A 17,014-nucleotide genomic window follows, 5' to 3' on the forward strand; every position below is an offset into this window, starting at 1 on the left:
GGTCCATCGTCCCACGCGCGTCGCCCGCGGCCGGCACGAGCACCGGCCGACGTCACCAGCCCGTCGTCAGGACCACTGGTCACGCAGGGACGGCGGCGTCTTCGTCGCTCCGGAGTCACGTCGAGCGCGGAGCAGCAGCACGAGCGACGCCGGCGAGTCGATCTCGTGGAGCCGACACGGACCGACCGAACGGTCCCAGTCGGCGGCGAACGCCTCGGCGTCCTCCCGCCGTCGTCCGATCCCCGTCGGGACCGCCAGGAACCGGTTGCCGCGGGTGGTCGTCCGTGCGATCCACAGCGCGAGCGCCAGCAGCGGTGCCCGGCGCAGCCGCGCTGCCTCGCCGCGCCCGGTCTCGAGCAGGAACCGCGGCGTGCGGACCGGACCGAACGCCTCGGCGAGTGCGCTCGTCACCGTGCGGCGGTCCTCCACGGTCCCGCCGAGGGCCTCCATGGTGAACGCCACCGGCAGCCTGCCGACCATCGTCGGGGTGACGCGGATGTCGCCGTCACCGTACGCGGGGATGCGTCCGGCGCGGTGCAGGCCGTCGACGACGACGCGGACGGCGCTCCGGTAGCCGTGCGCGGTGTCGAACCGCTGTCGCAGCGCCGTGCCGAGCTGCCGGGCGACCGGCCAGGCGACCGCGGTCGCGGCGACCACGGCGAGGACCGCACCGACGACGCCGAGGACGACGCCGGCGCGCCAGAGTTCGACGACGACACGGAACGACTGTGCGACGACCGCGAGCACCAGCGCGAGCACGACGGTCATCACGGCGGCTGCGGTGGGGCCGGTGGTCCACGGCGCGGCATCGGGTTCGTGGAGGACGGCCGCCGTGCTCTCGCGGTCGGCGTACGGCTCGCCGATGCGCCAGGCCGCGTGGGTCTGCTCACGGGACGGCAGCGCCGCCGCGATGTCGTCGTCGAGCGCTCGGACGCTCCGCCGCTTGTCCTTGGCGACGATCGCGGCGAGCCGCAGGGCGTGTGCGTCGGAGAGTGCGGTCCCGGTGCCGCGGACGACCTGGGTGTCGTCCTCGCGGAGGAGTCCCCAGAGCTGATCGTGCTTCCGGTGCATGCGGCTGACGTCCGGCGCTGCGAGGAGCGGGACGTCAGCGGGCACGACGGCGGTGACGGTCCAGTTGTGGGCGACCTTGCGGGGCCAGGCGGGGTCGAGGCGCAGGGTGCGGCCGCGGAGCTGCTGGGTGGCGGAGGACGTCGCGACGGCCGTGAGGTCGATCAGGGTGTTCACCGCCGGGCAGTCCCAGCCCTCGCCGAGGAGTCCGCGGGTGCCGACGACGAGACGGGTGGTCGCGTCGGTGAGCAGTGCCGAGACGGCGGCGATGACCGCGGCCGAGCCGGTGCCGGCGGTCTCCACCGCGAGCACCCCCGGTGTGCCGTCCACCGGACTGGCGGGCAGCTCGGTGCCGAGGTGGCGTCGGAGCGCGGGCAGCAGGACGTCGGCGTCGCGGGCGGCGATGCGGAGGTGCTTCGCGGTGACGAGGACGGGGTGCAGGCCGGTGAGGGTCGGGTCCGCGGCGATCGTCGCGAAGGTGCGGAGCGCGCCGGCGTCGCGCCCACCCGAGCCACGGGCGTTGCCGTGCGTGGCGTGGTCCGTGACGACGACGGTGCGCAGGCGGCCCGCGCCCTCCTGCTCGAGTTCGAGCCGGAGGATCTCCCCCACCGCGGTGTCCTTGGCCGCGGACGAGGCGAGGACGGTGTCGACGGGGTCGCGGCCACGCCGGACCCCGCGGTCCGTCAGGGTGAAGCCGAAGTCGACGATGGACCGTTTGATCCGCTGCCACTGTTCCGCTCGGTCGGGATCGGGCAGGAGCCGGTCGAGGGCGTAGCGGGCGAGCAGCCGGAGTCGCTGCTCGGCGTCGGGTGTGCTCCGGGCGGCGTGGTGGACGAAGGCCAGGACCGGGTGGTCCGGACGGACCTCCGCGAGCATGCGCGCGGCGGACTCGGCGACGGCGAAGTCGGTGTCGAACGCACGGGCCAGCCGCGTCTCGGGCGATGCCGTGGCCGAGCGGTCACCGTCGGACTGGTCGACGGGTGGCTGCAGGGTGTGCACCAGCCAGTCCGCGCCGTCGGGGTCGTCGAACGTCGTCGCCACCAGGCTCGCGAGCTGGTCCTCGTGCTCGCGGAGGAACGCGATCTCGTCCTGCGTGGGTTCGACGAACCAGACGTGGTCTCGGTAGGGCGCGAGGTTGCCCTCCTTCACCACGGCCGGTGTCGGGACCTCGTGGTCGACGTCGCCGAGCAGCGCGGTGTAGTTGTCGTGCGCGTCCCGGTCGTCGGTGGACGGCAGGGTGGCGGTGAGCCCGATGAGCAGGGGTTCACGGCCGGACTGCCGGATGCGTGCGGCGAGGTACGCGACCACGAGGGCCCAGTGGTCGAGCAGGTGGTGGCACTCGTCGAGCACGATGGTGCCGACGCCGTGCGCGACGAGCCGGTCGACCAGGGCCCGGGCGTTCGGGTGCAGCGCGGTCGCGAGGAGCGCCGGGTCCTCGCGGGCGAGTCGACGGCGGATGGCCCGTGAGCGCCGCGCGATCCCCTTCCGGTACGCCGTCGGGTTGGAGCCATCGAGGTCGACGAGCCACGCTGCCGCAGCCTGCTCGTCGCGGCCGCCCTCGACGAGTTCGCGGCGCCAGTCCGCAGCCGCGAGCTCGGTGAGCGGGTTGCCGGTCTCGAGGACCGAGAGCATCTGGTAGGTCAGCGCGGTCAGGTCACCGGGGTGCTCGGGGTCCTCGGACACGCGGACGGCCGGAGCACCGTCGAGCGCGGCAGCCGAGACGGCCCACTGGGAGCGGATCGTCGCGGTCGGCGCGAGGACGAGCGCGCGGGCTCCGGCGCGGCCGGCCAGCAGGAGCCCGAGCAGGGTCTTGCCGGAGCCCGGCGGCGCGACCACGTGCACCGGGTCCCCTGGCACCACGGGCACCCGGTCGAGCACGTCCTGCTGGTAGCGCCGCAGCGTCCCCTGGTAGCGCCAGCCCGTGAGCGGACCGCCCCGTTCCCCCGTCGTCACGCCTCGAGTCTCCCACGGGCCGTGCGCGGCGGGATGCGTTCCGTGGACCGTCCGTGAACCGACTGCGCGGTGGCTGCGTACGGTCTGAGCCACATCAGGAAAGGAACCACCATGAGCGACGTCACCACCGCCACCAACCGCTACGCCGGTTCGTCCGTCCAGAAGGCCGCCCTCGTGGTCGGCATCGTGTTCCTGCTCGTCGGGATCGCCGGGTTCGTCCCCGGCATCACGACCGGTGACCTGGCCGGCGCCGGACACGAGTCGATGGGCATGCTGCTCGGCATCTTCCAGGTGTCGGTGCTGCACAACATCGTCCACCTGCTGTTCGGCGTCGTCGGACTGCTCGCCGCCAACCGGGCCACCGGCTCGCGGATGTACCTCGTGCTCGGCGGGGTCGTCTACTTCGTCCTGTGGGTCTACGGCCTGTTCACCGCCGGGCACAGCTCGGGTGCGAACTTCGTCCCGCTGAACAACGCCGACAACTGGCTGCACCTCGTGCTCGCCATCGGCATGGTCGCCCTCGGCGTCGTGCTGCCGCGCGAGCGTCGCCGGCCCGCCAACGCCTGACCGGCGCACACCCGACTGTCGCAGCAACGCGGCAGACCCCGAACGACACCGCCGACGTCCCACGACGTCGGCGGTGTCGTTCTGCGTCGGGGCCACCCAGTCGTGCCCACCCGGTCGGCCGGGCTCAGACCTCGGAGAACGGTTCGGCGTCGTCGAGCCGCACCCGCAGCGTCGGAGCGGCCCGTCGGCGGTTGCCGCCCTTGAGCACCCGCCGGGTCGACGAACGCCGGATGACCTCGGCCTTGAGCGTCGCCGCGACCTCGGCACCGTGGGCGTACGGGAACCGCACGATCGCCCGGACCGTGCCCGGCAGAGCGTCGTCCTCGACGGGGACCGGGCCGAGCACCGGACCGACGACGGCGTCGCCCAGGGCCTCGACCGCAGCGGTGACGGCCTCGTCGGTGCCGGTCATCGTCGCCACCCGGACGGCCGGCGGGAAGTGGAGTTCACGGCGGTCGGTGAGTTCGTCGTGCGCGGGTCCGTCGAGCCGCCACAGGGCCATCGCAGACGCCAGACGCCCACCGATCCCGACCAGGTACACCTCGGCGCCGGGGGCCGACTTCGCCGCCGCGTTCGTCCAGAAGCGCAGCACGTCCTCCTGCACGCGCAGCCCTTCGCGGGCGAGCATCTTCTCGCCGTCGAGCAGCAGCACGCAGGCGTAACCGCCGGGCACCGAGGGTTCCGCCCCGCGGGTGGCGACGACGACCGACGGCTTGGCGGGGACCTCGTCGAGCGGACGGGATCCGTCCGCGACGATGATCCGGGTGCCGGGGAACGCCCGCCCGAGCTCCTCCGCGGTGCGCTGTGCGCCCTGGCCGACCGGCTTGACGGTGCCGTTGCCGCACGTCGGGCAGCGGAACCCGACGGCCAGGGCACCGCAGAACCGGCACTGGGGCGTGGCGCCCCGGTGGGGGCTGCCGAGCGGGCCGCCGCAGACCCGGCAGTGCGCCCGTTCGCCGCACTCGGCGCAGACCAGGCCGGTGCCGAAGCCCGGGCTGGCGACCTGCACCAGGACGGCTCCGTGCTGGCTCGCCTCGCGCGCGGCGCGCCAGGCCGAACTCGGGATGCGCGCCTGGGCGGCGAAGCCCTCGGCCCCGGTCTGCTGCACGGTGGGGATGACCTTCGGGGTCTTCACGCGGTACGGGACGACGTCCTGCAGCCAGTGCAGCTCGACCAGGCGTTGCACGTCGGTGCTGCGCGCGTGCGAGACGAACAGCAGCGCGGCACCGGACTGGGCCGCCCGCACCAGGGCGACGTCGCGCGTGTGCACGTAGGGCGCCCGCTGCTCGATGAACGAGGCGTCGCCGTCGTCCCACATCGCGATCAGCCCGAGCTCCGTCGCCGGCGCGTACATCGCCGTGCGGTTCCCGATCGCGACCACCGGGTGCGTGCGGGCCTGCAGCAGGGCCTTCGCACGCTGCCCGTTCGTCTGCTTCGCGTCGAACCGCACCACCCGTTCCGGCGGCAGCACGGCGAGCAGGGCGCGCTCGAGGTCGATGACGTCGCGGAAGTCCGGCACGGCGACCACCGCGGACTGCTCGGCCGCCAGCGTGTGCGCCGCGGCCTGGGCGAGCGTCGCAGCCCATCCCGGCACCCAGACCGGTGCGTCCGCGTCACCCACCGCCACGGGCTGGGGGACGGCGGCGACCGCAGCACGTCCGTGCTCCGTCACCACGGCCTCCAGGACGCCGTCGGCGTAGCCGGTGACGGGCGGAGCGGTCACCGGCGGGGGCGACCACGCGGTGTCACGGGCGAGCCAGGCCTTCTCGGCGCGCACCTGCCGCGGTGGGACGGCGAGGCGCAGGACGTCGGAGGCGACGCCCGCCGCCCGGTCCGCGACGGCGCGCGCGAGGGTCCAGATCTCCGGCGCCAGGACGGGCACCGGGGACAGCACGGCCTCGATCTGGCTGAGCTCACCGGGGTACTCACCCTCGGTGACGATCTCGACCACGTACCCGTCGGACATCCGCGCCCCGGTGCGCAGCGGCACCTTGACGCGGACCCCCGCGACGCAGTCGTCCTCGAGCTCGGCCGGCACCCGGTAGTCGAACAGACGGTCCAACTGCGGGAGCGGCGAGTCGAGGACGACGCGCGCGACGGTGGTCACGCGGTGCTTCAGACGGTCGCGGCGACGAGTCCTGCGGCAGCGCGGAGTTCCTCGACACGGTCGAGCTGCTCCCACGTGAACCCGGGGAGCTCGCGGCCGAAGTGGCCGTAGGTCGCGGTCTGCGCGTAGATCGGTCGGAGCAGGTCGAGGTCGCGGATGATCGCGGCCGGACGCAGGTCGAACACCTGGCGGATGGCGGCTTCGATCGTGGCGTCGTCGACGTGTCCGGTGCCGAAGGTCTCGACGTAGAGCCCGACGGGCTTCGCGCGGCCGATCGCGTACGCGACCTGCACCTCGAGCCGGTCGGCGAGCCCCGCGGCGACCGCGTTCTTCGCGACCCAGCGCAGCGCGTAGGCGGCCGAACGGTCGACCTTCGACGGGTCCTTGCCGCTGAACGCGCCGCCACCGTGACGGGAGGCCCCGCCGTACGTGTCGACGATCACCTTGCGGCCGGTGAGTCCGGCGTCGCCCTGGGGTCCACCGATCTCGAAGCGACCCGTCGGGTTCACGATGACGTCGACGTGCGAGGAGTCGAGGTCGACGAGGTCGAGGACCGGACGGATCACGTGCTCGGTGATCGCGGCGGTGAGCTCGTCGAGCGTGACGCTCGGCGAGTGCTGCGTGGAGAGCACGACGGTCTCGACGGTCTTCGGCACGACGCCGTCGTACCCGACGGTGACCTGGGTCTTGCCGTCGGGACGCAGGAACGACAGCTCGCCCGACTTGCGGACCGCGGCCAGGCGCTCGGCGAGACGGTGCGCCAGCCAGATCGCGACCGGCATGTACTCGGGGGTCTCGTTCGTCGCGAAGCCGAACATGATGCCCTGGTCGCCGGCGCCCTGACGGTCGAGCGGATCGACCGCACCGGTGCGGGAGTCGAGCGACTCGTCCACACCCTGCGCGATGTCGGGCGACTGCGCACCGATCGAGACCTCGACACCGCAGGTGGCACCGTCGAACGAGACGTCCGACGAGTTGTAGCCGATGCCGGTGATGACGTCACGGACGAGCTTCGGGATCTCGACGTAGCCGGAGGTCGTGACCTCGCCGGCGACGTGCACGAGCCCGGTGGTCACCATCGTCTCGACGGCGACGCGCGCGTTCGGGTCGACCGTGAGCAGCGCGTCGAGGATGCTGTCCGAGATCTGGTCGCAGATCTTGTCGGGGTGCCCCTCGGTCACCGACTCGGACGTGAAGAGGCGGAGAGCAGCTGCAGTCACCGGGATCAGTCGGTGGGCTGCTGCTGCTTGGTGACGGTGAGCTTGTCCTCGTTGATCTCGTGGAGCGCGACGGACAGCGGCTTGTCGTCGATCGTCGAGTCGACGAGCGGGCCGACGTTGTCGAACAGCGAGCCCTCGTGCAGGTCGGCGTAGTAGTCGTTGATCTGGCGGGCGCGCTTCGACGCGAAGATGACGAGCGCGTACTTCGACTCGACCTTGCTGAGCAGGTCGTCGATGGGCGGGTCGATGATGCCCTGGGGGTTGGCCATGGTGTCTCCTCGAAGTCAGTGCACCCGTCAGGGCGCAGAGAACAAGTCTACGACCTCACGTGCCGCGGTGCCGACATCGGAGTTCACGATCCGCACGTCGAACTCGTCCTGGGCGGCCAGCTCGACCTTCGCGGTCTCGAGACGACGCGCCTGTTCATCCGCGGATTCGGTGCCACGGCCGATGAGCCGGCGCACCAGTTCCTCCCACGTCGGGGGCAGCAGGAACACCAGCACGGCCTCGGGCATGGCGTCACGGACCTGTCGGGCGCCCTGCAGGTCGATCTCGAGCATGACCTTCTCGCCGGCGTCGAGCGCACGGTCGATCGGCGGCCGCGGGGTGCCGTAGCGGTACGAGTTGTGGACGGTTGCCCACTCGAGCAGCTCGCGGTCGCGGATCATCCGGTCGAACTCGGCGTCGTCCACGAAGTAGTAGTGCACACCGTCGACCTCGCCGGGGCGCGGCTTCCGGGTGGTGGCGGAGACGCTGAGGTTGACGTCCGGGTACTGCTGTCGGATGTGCGCGCTCACCGTGCCCTTGCCGACCGCGGTGGGTCCGGCGAGCACGACGAGCTTCGAGGCACCACGCTTGCGACCGCGGGCGGCGAGCCAGTCCGCCAGCGCGGTCCGCTGCCGGGTGCCGAGGCCACCGAGGCGCTTCGACGGTGCGATCCGCAGGGTCCCCATGATCGCCTCGGCTCGTGCGGGGCCGATGCCCGGCAGGCTGACGAGCAGGTCGCGGACCCGCAGCGAACGCTCGGCCGAGGTCGTCTCGACCAGCGAGTCGTCCCACGCGGCACGGGCGACGTCGAGTGCGGAGCGCTCCCCCGACGCGATCGCCGCCTTCACCGCAGCCCGGGCGCGTCGTGCGGCGACGGCGGCCTTCGCCGCGGCGACGCGGTCCACCTCTGGCGGGGTGCGGTGCGCGGGCAGGCCCTCGGGCGCGTCGGTCACGCTGCCGCCGCCAGTGCCGTGCGGATGCGGTCGGCGCGGTCGGCGACGAGGGCCGCGACCCCGTCCGGACCGTCGGTCAGCAGGCCGCGCGACTCGCTCACGAGCACCTGCTCGGCACGGGCGCCGTACAGCGCCCGGAGGTCCTCGATGCGGGCCCCCTGGGCGCCGAAGCCCGGGGCGAGGACCGGCGCGGAGCCGATCGCGTCCGCGTCGATGCCGAAGTCGTCGAGGTGAAGGGTCGCGCCGAGCACGAGCCCGACGTCGCCCAGGGCCTGATCGCCCACGGACCGGTTGTCGTCTGCCACGTCCAAGACGATACCGGCCGCGACCGTCCGGCCGGTACGCGGTCCCTCGGCCAGCACCGCGGTCTGCAGCACCCGGGCCTCGGGGTTGCTCGTCGCCGCGAGCACGAAGACCCCCGCACCGTTCCGGCGCGCGACGTCGATCGTGCCCCGGAGCGAGCCGTACCCGAGGTACGGCGACACCGTCATCGCGTCGGCCGCGAACGGCCCGTCGCGGTCCAGCCACGCCAGCGCGTAGTCGTCACCGGTCGTCCCGATGTCGCCCCGTTTCACGTCGGCGACGACCAGGAGGCCCGCATCGCGTGCCCGACGGATCGTCGCGTCGAGCGCGCGGTAGCCCGCCACCCCCGCCGCCTCGAAGAAGGCGACCTGCGGCTTCACGATCGCCGCGCGGCCGGCAGCCGCGTCGACCAGGGCCGCGCCGAATGCGGCAAGGCCCTGCTCGTCGCGGCCGAGCCCCCACGCCGCCAGGGTGGCGGCGTGGGGGTCGATGCCGACGCAGAGCGGTGAACGCTCGCGCACGGCGGACGCGAGTCGGTCGCCGAAGGAGGCCGGGCCTCCTGACCGGTTCGTGCCCACGCTGGCAGCCGTCACCAGGTGGCGCGCTCGAGCGCGTAGTCCTGCAGGCTGCGGACGTTGAGCGGCGAACCGATCGTCTCGATCGCCGCGACGGCCGCACCGATCTGCGCGATCGTCGTGAACAGCGGCTTGTCCGCCGCGACCGTGGCCGCACGGATCTCGTACCCGTCCGCACGACCGGCAGCACCGGACGGCGTGTTGATGACGATGTCGACCTCGCCGGTGGCCAGCAGGTCGACGACGCTCTCGCCACCCTGGCTGTACTTGCCGACGATGCCGACCTCGATGCCGTTGCGCCGGAGGATCTCCGCCGTGCCCTCGGTCGCGATGATCGTGAAGCCGAGCTGCTGCAGGCGGTGCACCGGCAGCACGATCGCGCGCTTGTCGGTGTCGGCGACGCTCACGAAGACCGTGCCGCTGGTCGGCAGGCCGCCGTACGCGGCGTCCTGCGACTTGAGGAAGGCCCGCGGGAAGTCGCGGTCGATGCCCATGACCTCGCCGGTGGAGCGCATCTCGGGGCTGAGCACCGAGTCGACGACCTGGCCCTCGCGGGTGCGGAAGCGCCGGAAGGGCAGCACGGCTTCCTTGACGGCGACCGGCGACTGCGCGGGCACGAAGGCACCGTCGCGCTCGGGCAGCATGCCCTCGGCGACGAGCTCGGCGACCGTGGTGCCGGTCATGATGCGGGACGCGGCCTTGGCCAGCGGGATGCCGAGTGCCTTCGAGACGAAGGGCACCGTGCGGCTGGCGCGCGGGTTCGCCTCGAGGACGTAGAGCACGCCGGCGCCGATGGCGAACTGGACGTTGAGCAGGCCCTGCACGCCGATGCCGCGGGCGATCTTCTCGGTCGCGTCGACGACGCCCTGGATCTCCGCGCGGCCGAGACCGACCGGGGGCAGGGTGCACGCCGAGTCGCCGGAGTGGATGCCGGCCTCTTCGAGGTGCTCCATGATGCCGCCGATGTAGAGCCGCTCGCCGTCGAAGAGCGCGTCGACGTCGATCTCCACCGCGTCGTCGAGGAACCGGTCCACCAGCAGCGGGAGCTCCGGGCCGATGATCGCCTGGTCGGCCATCCGGTCGAAGTAGTCCGCGAGCGACGGGGAGTCGTAGAGGATCTCCATGCCGCGGCCGCCGAGCACGAACGACGGGCGGACGAGGACCGGGTACCCGATCTCCTCGGCGACCGTGGTGGCGCTCGTCAGGTCGTGGGCCGTGCCGTTCCGCGGTGCGAGCAGCCCGGCCGCGTCGAGGATGGCGGAGAACTGCCCGCGCTCCTCGGCCGAGTCGATCGCGGTGGGGCTGGTGCCGAGGATCGGGATCCCGGCGGCCTCGAGCGGCTTCGCCAGGCCCAGTGCGGTCTGACCACCGAGCTGCACGACGACACCGACGAGTTCGCCGGACGCCGCCTCGGCCTCGATGACCTCGAGGACGTCCTCGGCCGTGAGCGGCTCGAAGTACAGGCGGTCCGAGGTGTCGTAGTCGGTCGACACGGTCTCGGGGTTGCAGTTGATCATGATCGTCTCGAACCCGGCGGCGCTCAGCGCGAAGGACGCGTGCACGCAGGAGTAGTCGAACTCGACGCCCTGCCCGATGCGGTTCGGACCGGAACCGAGGATGACGACCTTCTTGCGGTCGCTCGGCGTGATCTCGGTCTCGGTGTCGTACGACGAGTAGTGGTACGGCGTCAGGGCGGGGAACTCGCCGGCGCAGGTGTCGACCGTCTTGAAGACCGGCCGGATGCCCTGGGCGTGCCGCTCGTCACGGACCTGCTGCTCGGAGACCGGTGCCGCGTCCGTGCTGCGCAGGCTCGCGATCTGGGTGTCGCTGAAGCCGTGCTCCTTCGCCCAGCGCATCGTGTCCGCGTCGAGGGTGTCCGCGGCACGGACCTCGTCCGCGACCTCGTTGATGAGCACGATCTGGTCGATGAACCAGGGGTCGATCTTGGTGGCCTCGAAGACCTCGTCCGCGGTGGCACCCGCGACCAGGGCCTGCTGGACCGTGACGATGCGGCCGTCGGTCGGGATCGACGACTTCGCCAGCAGGGCGTCCTTGTCGAGCTCGGACGCCGGGGTGTCCCAGTGGAAGCTCGACCCGCGCTTCTCGAGCGAGCGCAGCGACTTCTGCAGCGCCGTGGCGTAGTTCCGGCCGATGGCCATCGCCTCGCCGACGCTCTTCATCGTCGTGGTCAGGGTGGCGTCGGCCGCCGGGAACTTCTCGAACGCGAACCGCGGGGTCTTCACGACCACGTAGTCGAGCGTCGGCTCGAAGCTCGCCGGGGTGACCTTCGTGATGTCGTTCTCGATCTCGTCGAGCCGGTAGCCGATCGCGAGCTTCGCGGCGATCTTCGCGATCGGGAACCCCGTGGCCTTCGACGCCAGGGCCGACGAGCGGGACACGCGGGGGTTCATCTCGATGACGATGACGCGGCCGTTGGACGGGTCGACGGCGAACTGGATGTTGCAGCCACCGGTGTCGACGCCGACGCGACGGATGATGTCGATGCCGATGTTCCGCATGTTCTGGTACTCGCGGTCGGTCAGGGTCAGCGCGGGGGCGACCGTGATCGAGTCACCGGTGTGGACACCGACCGGGTCGACGTTCTCGATGGAGCAGATGACGACCGTGTTGTCGTAGTTGTCGCGCATCAGCTCGAGCTCGTACTCCTTCCAGCCGAGGATGGACTCCTCGAGCAGGACCTCGGTCGTCGGGCTGGACTGCAGCCCGTCGCCGACGAAGCGGACGAGTTCGGCCTCGTTGTAGGCGAAGCCCGAGCCGAGGCCGCCCATGGTGAAGGACGGGCGGACGACCAGCGGGTACCCGAGGTCCTTCGCGAACTCCTTCGCTTCTTCGAGCGTGTGCGCGATGTGGCTGCGGGCGACGTCGGCACCGGACTCGAGCACGAGCTCCTTGAAGAGCTGGCGGTCCTCGCCGCGCTGGATCGCCTCGACCTTGGCGCCGATGAGCTCGACGCCGTGCTTGGCGAGGATGCCGGCCTCGTCGAGCGCGATGGCCGCGTTCAGGGCCGTCTGACCACCGAGGGTCGGCAGGACGGCGTCCGGCTTCTCGATGCGGATGATCTCCTCGAGCGACGCGTTCGTGATCGGCTCGATGTAGGTCGCGTCGGCGAAGTCGGGGTCGGTCATGATCGTCGCCGGGTTCGGGTTGACCAGGATGACCCGGACGCCCTCGGCCCGGAGGACGCGGCACGCCTGGGTGCCGGAGTAGTCGAACTCGGCGGCCTGACCGATGACGATCGGGCCGGAACCGATGACGAGGACGGAGTTGATGTCTGCGCGCTTGGGCATCAGTTCGCTTCCTTGGTGATGTCTGCTGCGGGGGTCGTGGCGTCGGCGGTGGCCGCGTCGAGCGGCTCACCGTCGCGACGCTCGCGCACCATGTCCGCGAACCGGTCGAAGAGGTACATGCTGTCGTGCGGCCCGGCGGCGGCCTCGGGGTGGTACTGCACGCTGAACGCCGGCACGTCGAGCGCTCGGAGACCCTCGACCACGTCGTCGTTCAGCGAGTAGTGCGAGACCTCGACCCGACCGAACCCGGCCGGCGACTCGATGACCTCGCCCAGGGGCGCGTCGACCGCGAAGCCGTGGTTCTGGCTCGTGATCTCGACCTTGCCCGTGGTCGTGTCGAGCACCGGCTGGTTGATGCCGCGGTGGCCGAAGGGCAGCTTGTAGGTGCCGAAGCCCAGGGCACGGCCGAGCAGCTGGTTGCCGAAACAGATGCCGAAGAACGGCCGGCCGGTGCGCAGGCTGCCCTGCAGCAGTTCGACCTGCGCGTCCGAGGCGGCGGGGTCACCGGGGCCGTTCGAGTAGAAGAGGGCATCCGGTGCGAGGGCTTCCAGCTCCTCGGCGGAGATGTCCTGCGGCACGACGTGCACCTCGAAGCCGCGGGCGGCGAGGTACCGGGTGGTCGACGCCTTCACACCGAGGTCGAGGACGGCCAGGGTGCCGATCTGCTCACCTTCGGCCGGCACCACGTACGTCTCCGGGGTGGACACCAGCGACGAGAAGCTCGCGCCCGCCATGGTGGCCTGCGACCGCACGGCGTCCAGCTGCTCCGACTCCGGCAGTGCCGCGTCGGCGCCGCTGAAGACGCCGCCCTTCATGGCACCGGCGTCACGGATGCGGCGGGTGAGGGCGCGGGTGTCGATCCCTGCGATGCCGACGATGCCGTCGCGCACCAGGTGGTCGTCGAGCGTGGCGTTCGCGCGGTGGTTCGACACCACGCGGCTGGGGTCGCGCACCACGTACCCGGCGACCCAGATGCGACGGGACTCGGGGTCCTCGTCGTTCACCCCCGTGTTGCCGATGTGCGGCGCGGTCTGCACCACGATCTGCCCGGCGTAGGAGGGGTCGGTCAGCGTCTCCTGGTAGCCGGTCATGCCGGTCGCGAAGACCACCTCGCCGAGCGTGCGCCCACGGGCGCCGTAGGCCCAGCCGTCGTACCGGGTGCCGTCTTCGAGGACCAGGACGGCCCGTTCGCGTGTCATGCTTTCTTCCCTTCGCCCGCGGTTCGCGGAGCATCGGCCGCAGTCGCCTGCGGCCCGGTCTCGGTCAGTCCCTGCAGGGCGTGCAGCGCGGCTGCGTCGCCCTCCGGGAACCGGAAGTAGGTGTCCAGGTCCGTCGCACCTGCGGCGCCGGTCGCCGTCCATCGCAGACGGACCAGTCCCCCGGGTTCGACCACGCGGTCGATGGCCCACGTGGAGCGGTCGGCGCCGCGGACCGCGTCGCGCGCGATCCAGCGGTCGTCGGTACCGGCGAGGCGCATCACCACGCCGGTCGCGTGGACCGTCACCCCGCCGCGGCCGCGGAACCCGAGGCCGCCTGCGGTGATGCGTTCCAACGGCTGGTCGGCGCGGGTCGTCGCGACGGTGAACCCGTCCCACGACCCGACCGCCGGTGCCAGGTCGGCCGGCACCCGGACCGGAGGCACGGCTTCCGCCTGCTTCCTGGTCCGCGTCCGCCAGGTGCGCGCCATCGCGACGAACAGGGCGGCGACCGCGAGCAGGATCACCGCGCCGAGGAGCCAGCGCTGCGTGTCGCCGCTCATGCGCGCGCCCCTGTCCGGAGCGCCGCGGCGTGCGCCGCGATCGTGTCCGCGTCGACGACCCGGCCGTCGAGCACCGTCGCGTACCCCTGGTGGAAGGTCGCGACGACCCGGCCCGGCAGGGTCATGCCGAGGTACGGCGAGTTCTGCGACTGGCCGGCGAGGTCGGTGACCGCGAACTCACGGCTGGCCGACGGGTCGTAGAGCGTGATCTCGGCGGGCGCGCCCTCGGCGATGCGCTGCCCGTGCCCCTCGACCTGACCGATCCGCGCCGGCGCCTCGGACAGCACCCGGGCGACGTCGGCCCAGTCGAGCCGGCCGTCGTCGACCACGGCGGACTGCACCACGCTCAGCGCCGACTCGAGACCGACCATGCCGTTCGCGGCGGCGGGCCACTCGCAGCACTTCGCCTCGGCGGTGTGCGGTGCGTGGTCGGTCGCGACGATGTCGATGGTGCCGTCGGCCAGGGCCGCGCGGAGCGCCTCGACGTCCTCCCGGGCGCGGAGGGGCGGGTTCACCTTGTAGCGGGCGTCGTACCCGGGGGCGCCGTCGTGCCCGGCGATGAGGTCCTCGGTGAGCACCAGGTGGTGCGGCGTGACCTCGGCCGTGACGTCGATGCCACGGGACTTCGCCCAGCGGATCACCTCGACGCTGCCGGCCGTCGAGACGTGGCAGACGTGCAGCCGCGCCCCGACGTGGTCGGCGAGCAGGACGTCGCGGGCGATGATCGCTTCTTCCGCGACGGCGGGCCACCCGGCGAGGCCGAGCTCGGAGGACAGCCGGCCCTCGTTCATCTGCGCGCCGATGGTCAGGCGTGGCTCCTGGGCGTGCTGCGCGAGCACCCCGCCGAACCCCTTGATGTACTCGAGTGCGCGGCGCATGAGCAGCGGGTCGGCCACGCAGGAGCCGTCGTCCGAGAACACCCGGACCTTCGCCCGCGAGGTCGCCATCGCACCGATCTCGGACAGGTGCGTGCCCTGCAGCCCCTGCGACACGGCGCCGATCGGGCGGACCGTGACGTACCCGGCGTCGTCGCCGAGCGCCTGCACCTGCTCGACGACGCCCGCGGTGTCGGCGACGGGGCTCGAGTTCGCCATCGCGTTCACGGCGGTGAAGCCGCCGGCGGCCGCGGCACGCGAGCCGGTGAGGACCGTCTCGGACTCCTCGTGGCCGGGCTCGCGCAGGTGGGTGTGGAGGTCCACGAGACCGGGCAGGGCGATGAGCCCGTCCGCGTCCACGGTGGTGGCGCCGACCGCGTCGAGACCGGACCCGATCGCGGTGATGCGCCGGCCCTCCAGACGGATGTCGGCACGCGAGCCGTCGACCAGCTGCGCGCCACGGATCAGGTGAGCGGTCATGCGGCGGACTCCTTCGCGTCGGTGCCGTTGCCGGCGTTGCCCGTCAGGGCGAGGTAGAGGACGGCCATCCGGACCGAGACGCCGTTCTCGACCTGCTCGACGACGGTCGAGCGGGGGTCGTCGGCGGCGACGCCGGCGATCTCGAGTCCGCGGTTCATCGGACCGGGGTGCATGATCAGCGTGCGCTCGGACAGCCGTCCGAAGCGCGCCGCCGTCAGGCCCCAGTGCCGCGTGTACTCGCGCGGGTTCGGGAAGAAGGCGTCGTTCATGCGTTCCTGCTGGATGCGGAGCGTCATGACGACGTCCGGGTCCTCGGCCAGGGCGGTGTCGAGGTCGTGGTGCACCGCGGCGCCGAACGGTGTCGTCGTGGCGGGCAGCAGGGTCGGTGGCGCGGCGAAGGTCACGCTCGCGCCGAGGGTGCGGAGCAGCCAGGCGTTCGAGCGGGCGACACGGCTGTGCAGGACGTCGCCGATGATCAGGACCCGCACGCCGTCGAGGCCCTGGCCGCGCGAACCGGTGCCGTGCAGGCGGCGGCGCATCGTGAAGGCGTCGAGCAGCGCCTGCGTCGGGTGCTCGTGGGTGCCGTCGCCGGCGTTGACCACCGGCACGTCGATCCAGTCGGCGTCGGCGAGCACCCGCGGGGCACCGGACGCGCCGTGGCGCATGACGATGCCGTCGATGCCCATCGCGCCGAGGGTCTGCACGGTGTCCTTCAGGGATTCGCCCTTCGAGACGCTCGAGCCCTTCGCGGCGAAGTTCAGGACGTCGGCGGACAGACGCTTCGCGGCGGCCTCGAACGAGATGCGCGTGCGCGTGGAGTCCTCGAAGAACAGGTTCACCACGGTCTTGCCGCGCAGGGCCGGGAGCTTCCGGACCTCGCGCGTGTTGACCTCGGCCATCTCCTCGGCGACGTCGAGGATGTGGACGGCCTGGTCGCGGGACAGGTCGGCGGTGGAGAGCAGGTGCCGCATCACGCCACCCCCTGCTCGATGAACACGGTGTCGTCGCCGTCGGTCTCGGCCAGGTGCAGCGTGACCCGCTCGTCGGACGCCGTGGGCAGGTTCTTGCCGACGTGGTCCGCGCGGATCGGCAGTTCGCGGTGGCCGCGGTCGACGAGCACGGCGAGCCGGACGGCACGCGGCCGGCCGATGCCCTGCAGCGCGTCGAGCGCGGCGCGGACGGTGCGGCCGGAGTACAGCACGTCGTCGACGAGCACGACGACCTTGCCGTCGATGCCACCGGCGGGGATGACCGTCCGGTGGGGGGCTCGACCGATGCCGTGGCCGAGGTCGTCGCGGTGCATGGTGACGTCGAGCGTGCCGACACGCTCCGTCCCGATGCCACCGGCGGCCGAGGACCACTCCGGCTCGATGCCGGCCAGGATCCGGCCGAGGCGTTCCGCCAGGACGGCGCCGCGGGTCGGGATGCCGAGGAGCACGAGGTCCGAGCCCCCGTGGTTGGCTTCGAGGATCTCGTGCGCGATGCGTGTCAGGGCACGCGTGATGTCGGGCTGTTGCAGGACCGTTCTGGTTCCCACGTCGACCCCCTTCCCCGCCTCACTGGACGGCATTAAAGGATG

Annotated in this window: 13 protein-coding genes; 1 reads left to right on the forward strand and 12 read right to left on the reverse strand. The window is 72.3% G+C overall.

All coding sequences use genetic code 11. From position 1 onward, the window contains the following. Nucleotides 1–66: 66 nt before the first annotated feature. Nucleotides 67–3,021, reverse strand: a complete 2,955-nt coding sequence (locus ACL00U_RS09555; RefSeq protein WP_412873331.1) for a hypothetical protein — start codon at nucleotides 3,019–3,021, stop codon at nucleotides 67–69. A gap of 111 nt (nucleotides 3,022–3,132) precedes the next feature. On the opposite strand from ACL00U_RS09555, the gene ACL00U_RS09560 reads away from it, so the two are divergent. Next, on the forward strand, nucleotides 3,133–3,588 hold the full coding sequence (locus ACL00U_RS09560) for a DUF4383 domain-containing protein (RefSeq protein ID WP_017887189.1): 456 nt from the start codon (nucleotides 3,133–3,135) through the stop codon (nucleotides 3,586–3,588). 124 nt (nucleotides 3,589–3,712) lie between these two features. Here the strand turns inward: ACL00U_RS09560 and ACL00U_RS09565 are convergent, their stop codons facing one another. Genes ACL00U_RS09565 through pyrR form a run of 11 tightly spaced genes read right to left on the reverse strand, consistent with a single transcriptional unit; the run spans nucleotide 3,713 to nucleotide 17,005 of the window. Then, nucleotides 3,713–5,695 carry a primosomal protein N' gene (locus ACL00U_RS09565; protein ID WP_214519316.1) on the reverse strand — a complete coding sequence of 661 codons (1,983 nt, stop codon included), beginning with the start codon at nucleotides 5,693–5,695 and terminating at the stop codon, nucleotides 3,713–3,715. Nucleotides 5,696–5,703: 8 nt separating this feature from the next. Further along, entirely contained in the window at nucleotides 5,704–6,915 is a 1,212-nt protein-coding gene (gene metK / locus ACL00U_RS09570; RefSeq protein WP_017887187.1) for a methionine adenosyltransferase, read from the reverse strand. A gap of 5 nt (nucleotides 6,916–6,920) precedes the next feature. Further along, a complete protein-coding gene (rpoZ, locus tag ACL00U_RS09575) occupies nucleotides 6,921–7,184 on the reverse strand; it encodes a DNA-directed RNA polymerase subunit omega (RefSeq protein WP_017887186.1) in 264 nt (87 codons plus the stop codon). A gap of 27 nt (nucleotides 7,185–7,211) precedes the next feature. Next, the gene (gene gmk, locus ACL00U_RS09580) at nucleotides 7,212–8,135 is read right to left on the reverse strand and encodes a guanylate kinase (protein ID WP_017887185.1); all 924 of its coding nucleotides are present in this window, start codon (nucleotides 8,133–8,135) and stop codon (nucleotides 7,212–7,214) included. Beyond that, nucleotides 8,132–9,016 carry an orotidine-5'-phosphate decarboxylase gene (pyrF, locus tag ACL00U_RS09585; RefSeq protein WP_235517503.1) on the reverse strand — a complete coding sequence of 295 codons (885 nt, stop codon included), beginning with the start codon at nucleotides 9,014–9,016 and terminating at the stop codon, nucleotides 8,132–8,134. Before pyrF ends, gmk begins: the two co-directional genes overlap by 4 nt. 11 nt (nucleotides 9,017–9,027) lie before the next feature. Next, complete coding sequence (carB, locus tag ACL00U_RS09590; RefSeq protein ID WP_263136368.1) at nucleotides 9,028–12,321, reverse strand: carbamoyl-phosphate synthase large subunit; 3,294 nt, start codon at nucleotides 12,319–12,321, stop codon at nucleotides 9,028–9,030. Then, nucleotides 12,321–13,520: a glutamine-hydrolyzing carbamoyl-phosphate synthase small subunit gene (carA, locus tag ACL00U_RS09595; RefSeq protein WP_140448092.1), complete on the reverse strand. Its 1,200-nt coding sequence runs from the start codon at nucleotides 13,518–13,520 to the stop codon at nucleotides 12,321–12,323. Before carA ends, carB begins: the two co-directional genes overlap by 1 nt. Further along, on the reverse strand, nucleotides 13,517–14,080 hold the full coding sequence (locus ACL00U_RS09600; RefSeq protein ID WP_042540296.1) for a hypothetical protein: 564 nt from the start codon (nucleotides 14,078–14,080) through the stop codon (nucleotides 13,517–13,519). The genes carA and ACL00U_RS09600 overlap by 4 nt, the downstream gene beginning before the upstream one ends. After that, nucleotides 14,077–15,435, reverse strand: a complete 1,359-nt coding sequence (locus tag ACL00U_RS09605) for a dihydroorotase (protein WP_017887179.1) — start codon at nucleotides 15,433–15,435, stop codon at nucleotides 14,077–14,079. The genes ACL00U_RS09600 and ACL00U_RS09605 overlap by 4 nt, the downstream gene beginning before the upstream one ends. Next, the gene (locus tag ACL00U_RS09610) at nucleotides 15,432–16,406 is read right to left on the reverse strand and encodes an aspartate carbamoyltransferase catalytic subunit (protein WP_194590527.1); all 975 of its coding nucleotides are present in this window, start codon (nucleotides 16,404–16,406) and stop codon (nucleotides 15,432–15,434) included. Before ACL00U_RS09610 ends, ACL00U_RS09605 begins: the two co-directional genes overlap by 4 nt. Continuing rightward, nucleotides 16,406–17,005 carry a bifunctional pyr operon transcriptional regulator/uracil phosphoribosyltransferase PyrR gene (gene pyrR / locus ACL00U_RS09615; protein WP_017887177.1) on the reverse strand — a complete coding sequence of 200 codons (600 nt, stop codon included), beginning with the start codon at nucleotides 17,003–17,005 and terminating at the stop codon, nucleotides 16,406–16,408. The genes ACL00U_RS09610 and pyrR overlap by 1 nt, the downstream gene beginning before the upstream one ends. Between the last annotated feature and the right edge of the window lie 9 nt (nucleotides 17,006–17,014).

The sequence above is a fragment of the Curtobacterium poinsettiae genome (assembly GCF_047226435.1).
GTDB classification, from domain to species: domain Bacteria; phylum Actinomycetota; class Actinomycetes; order Actinomycetales; family Microbacteriaceae; genus Curtobacterium; species Curtobacterium poinsettiae.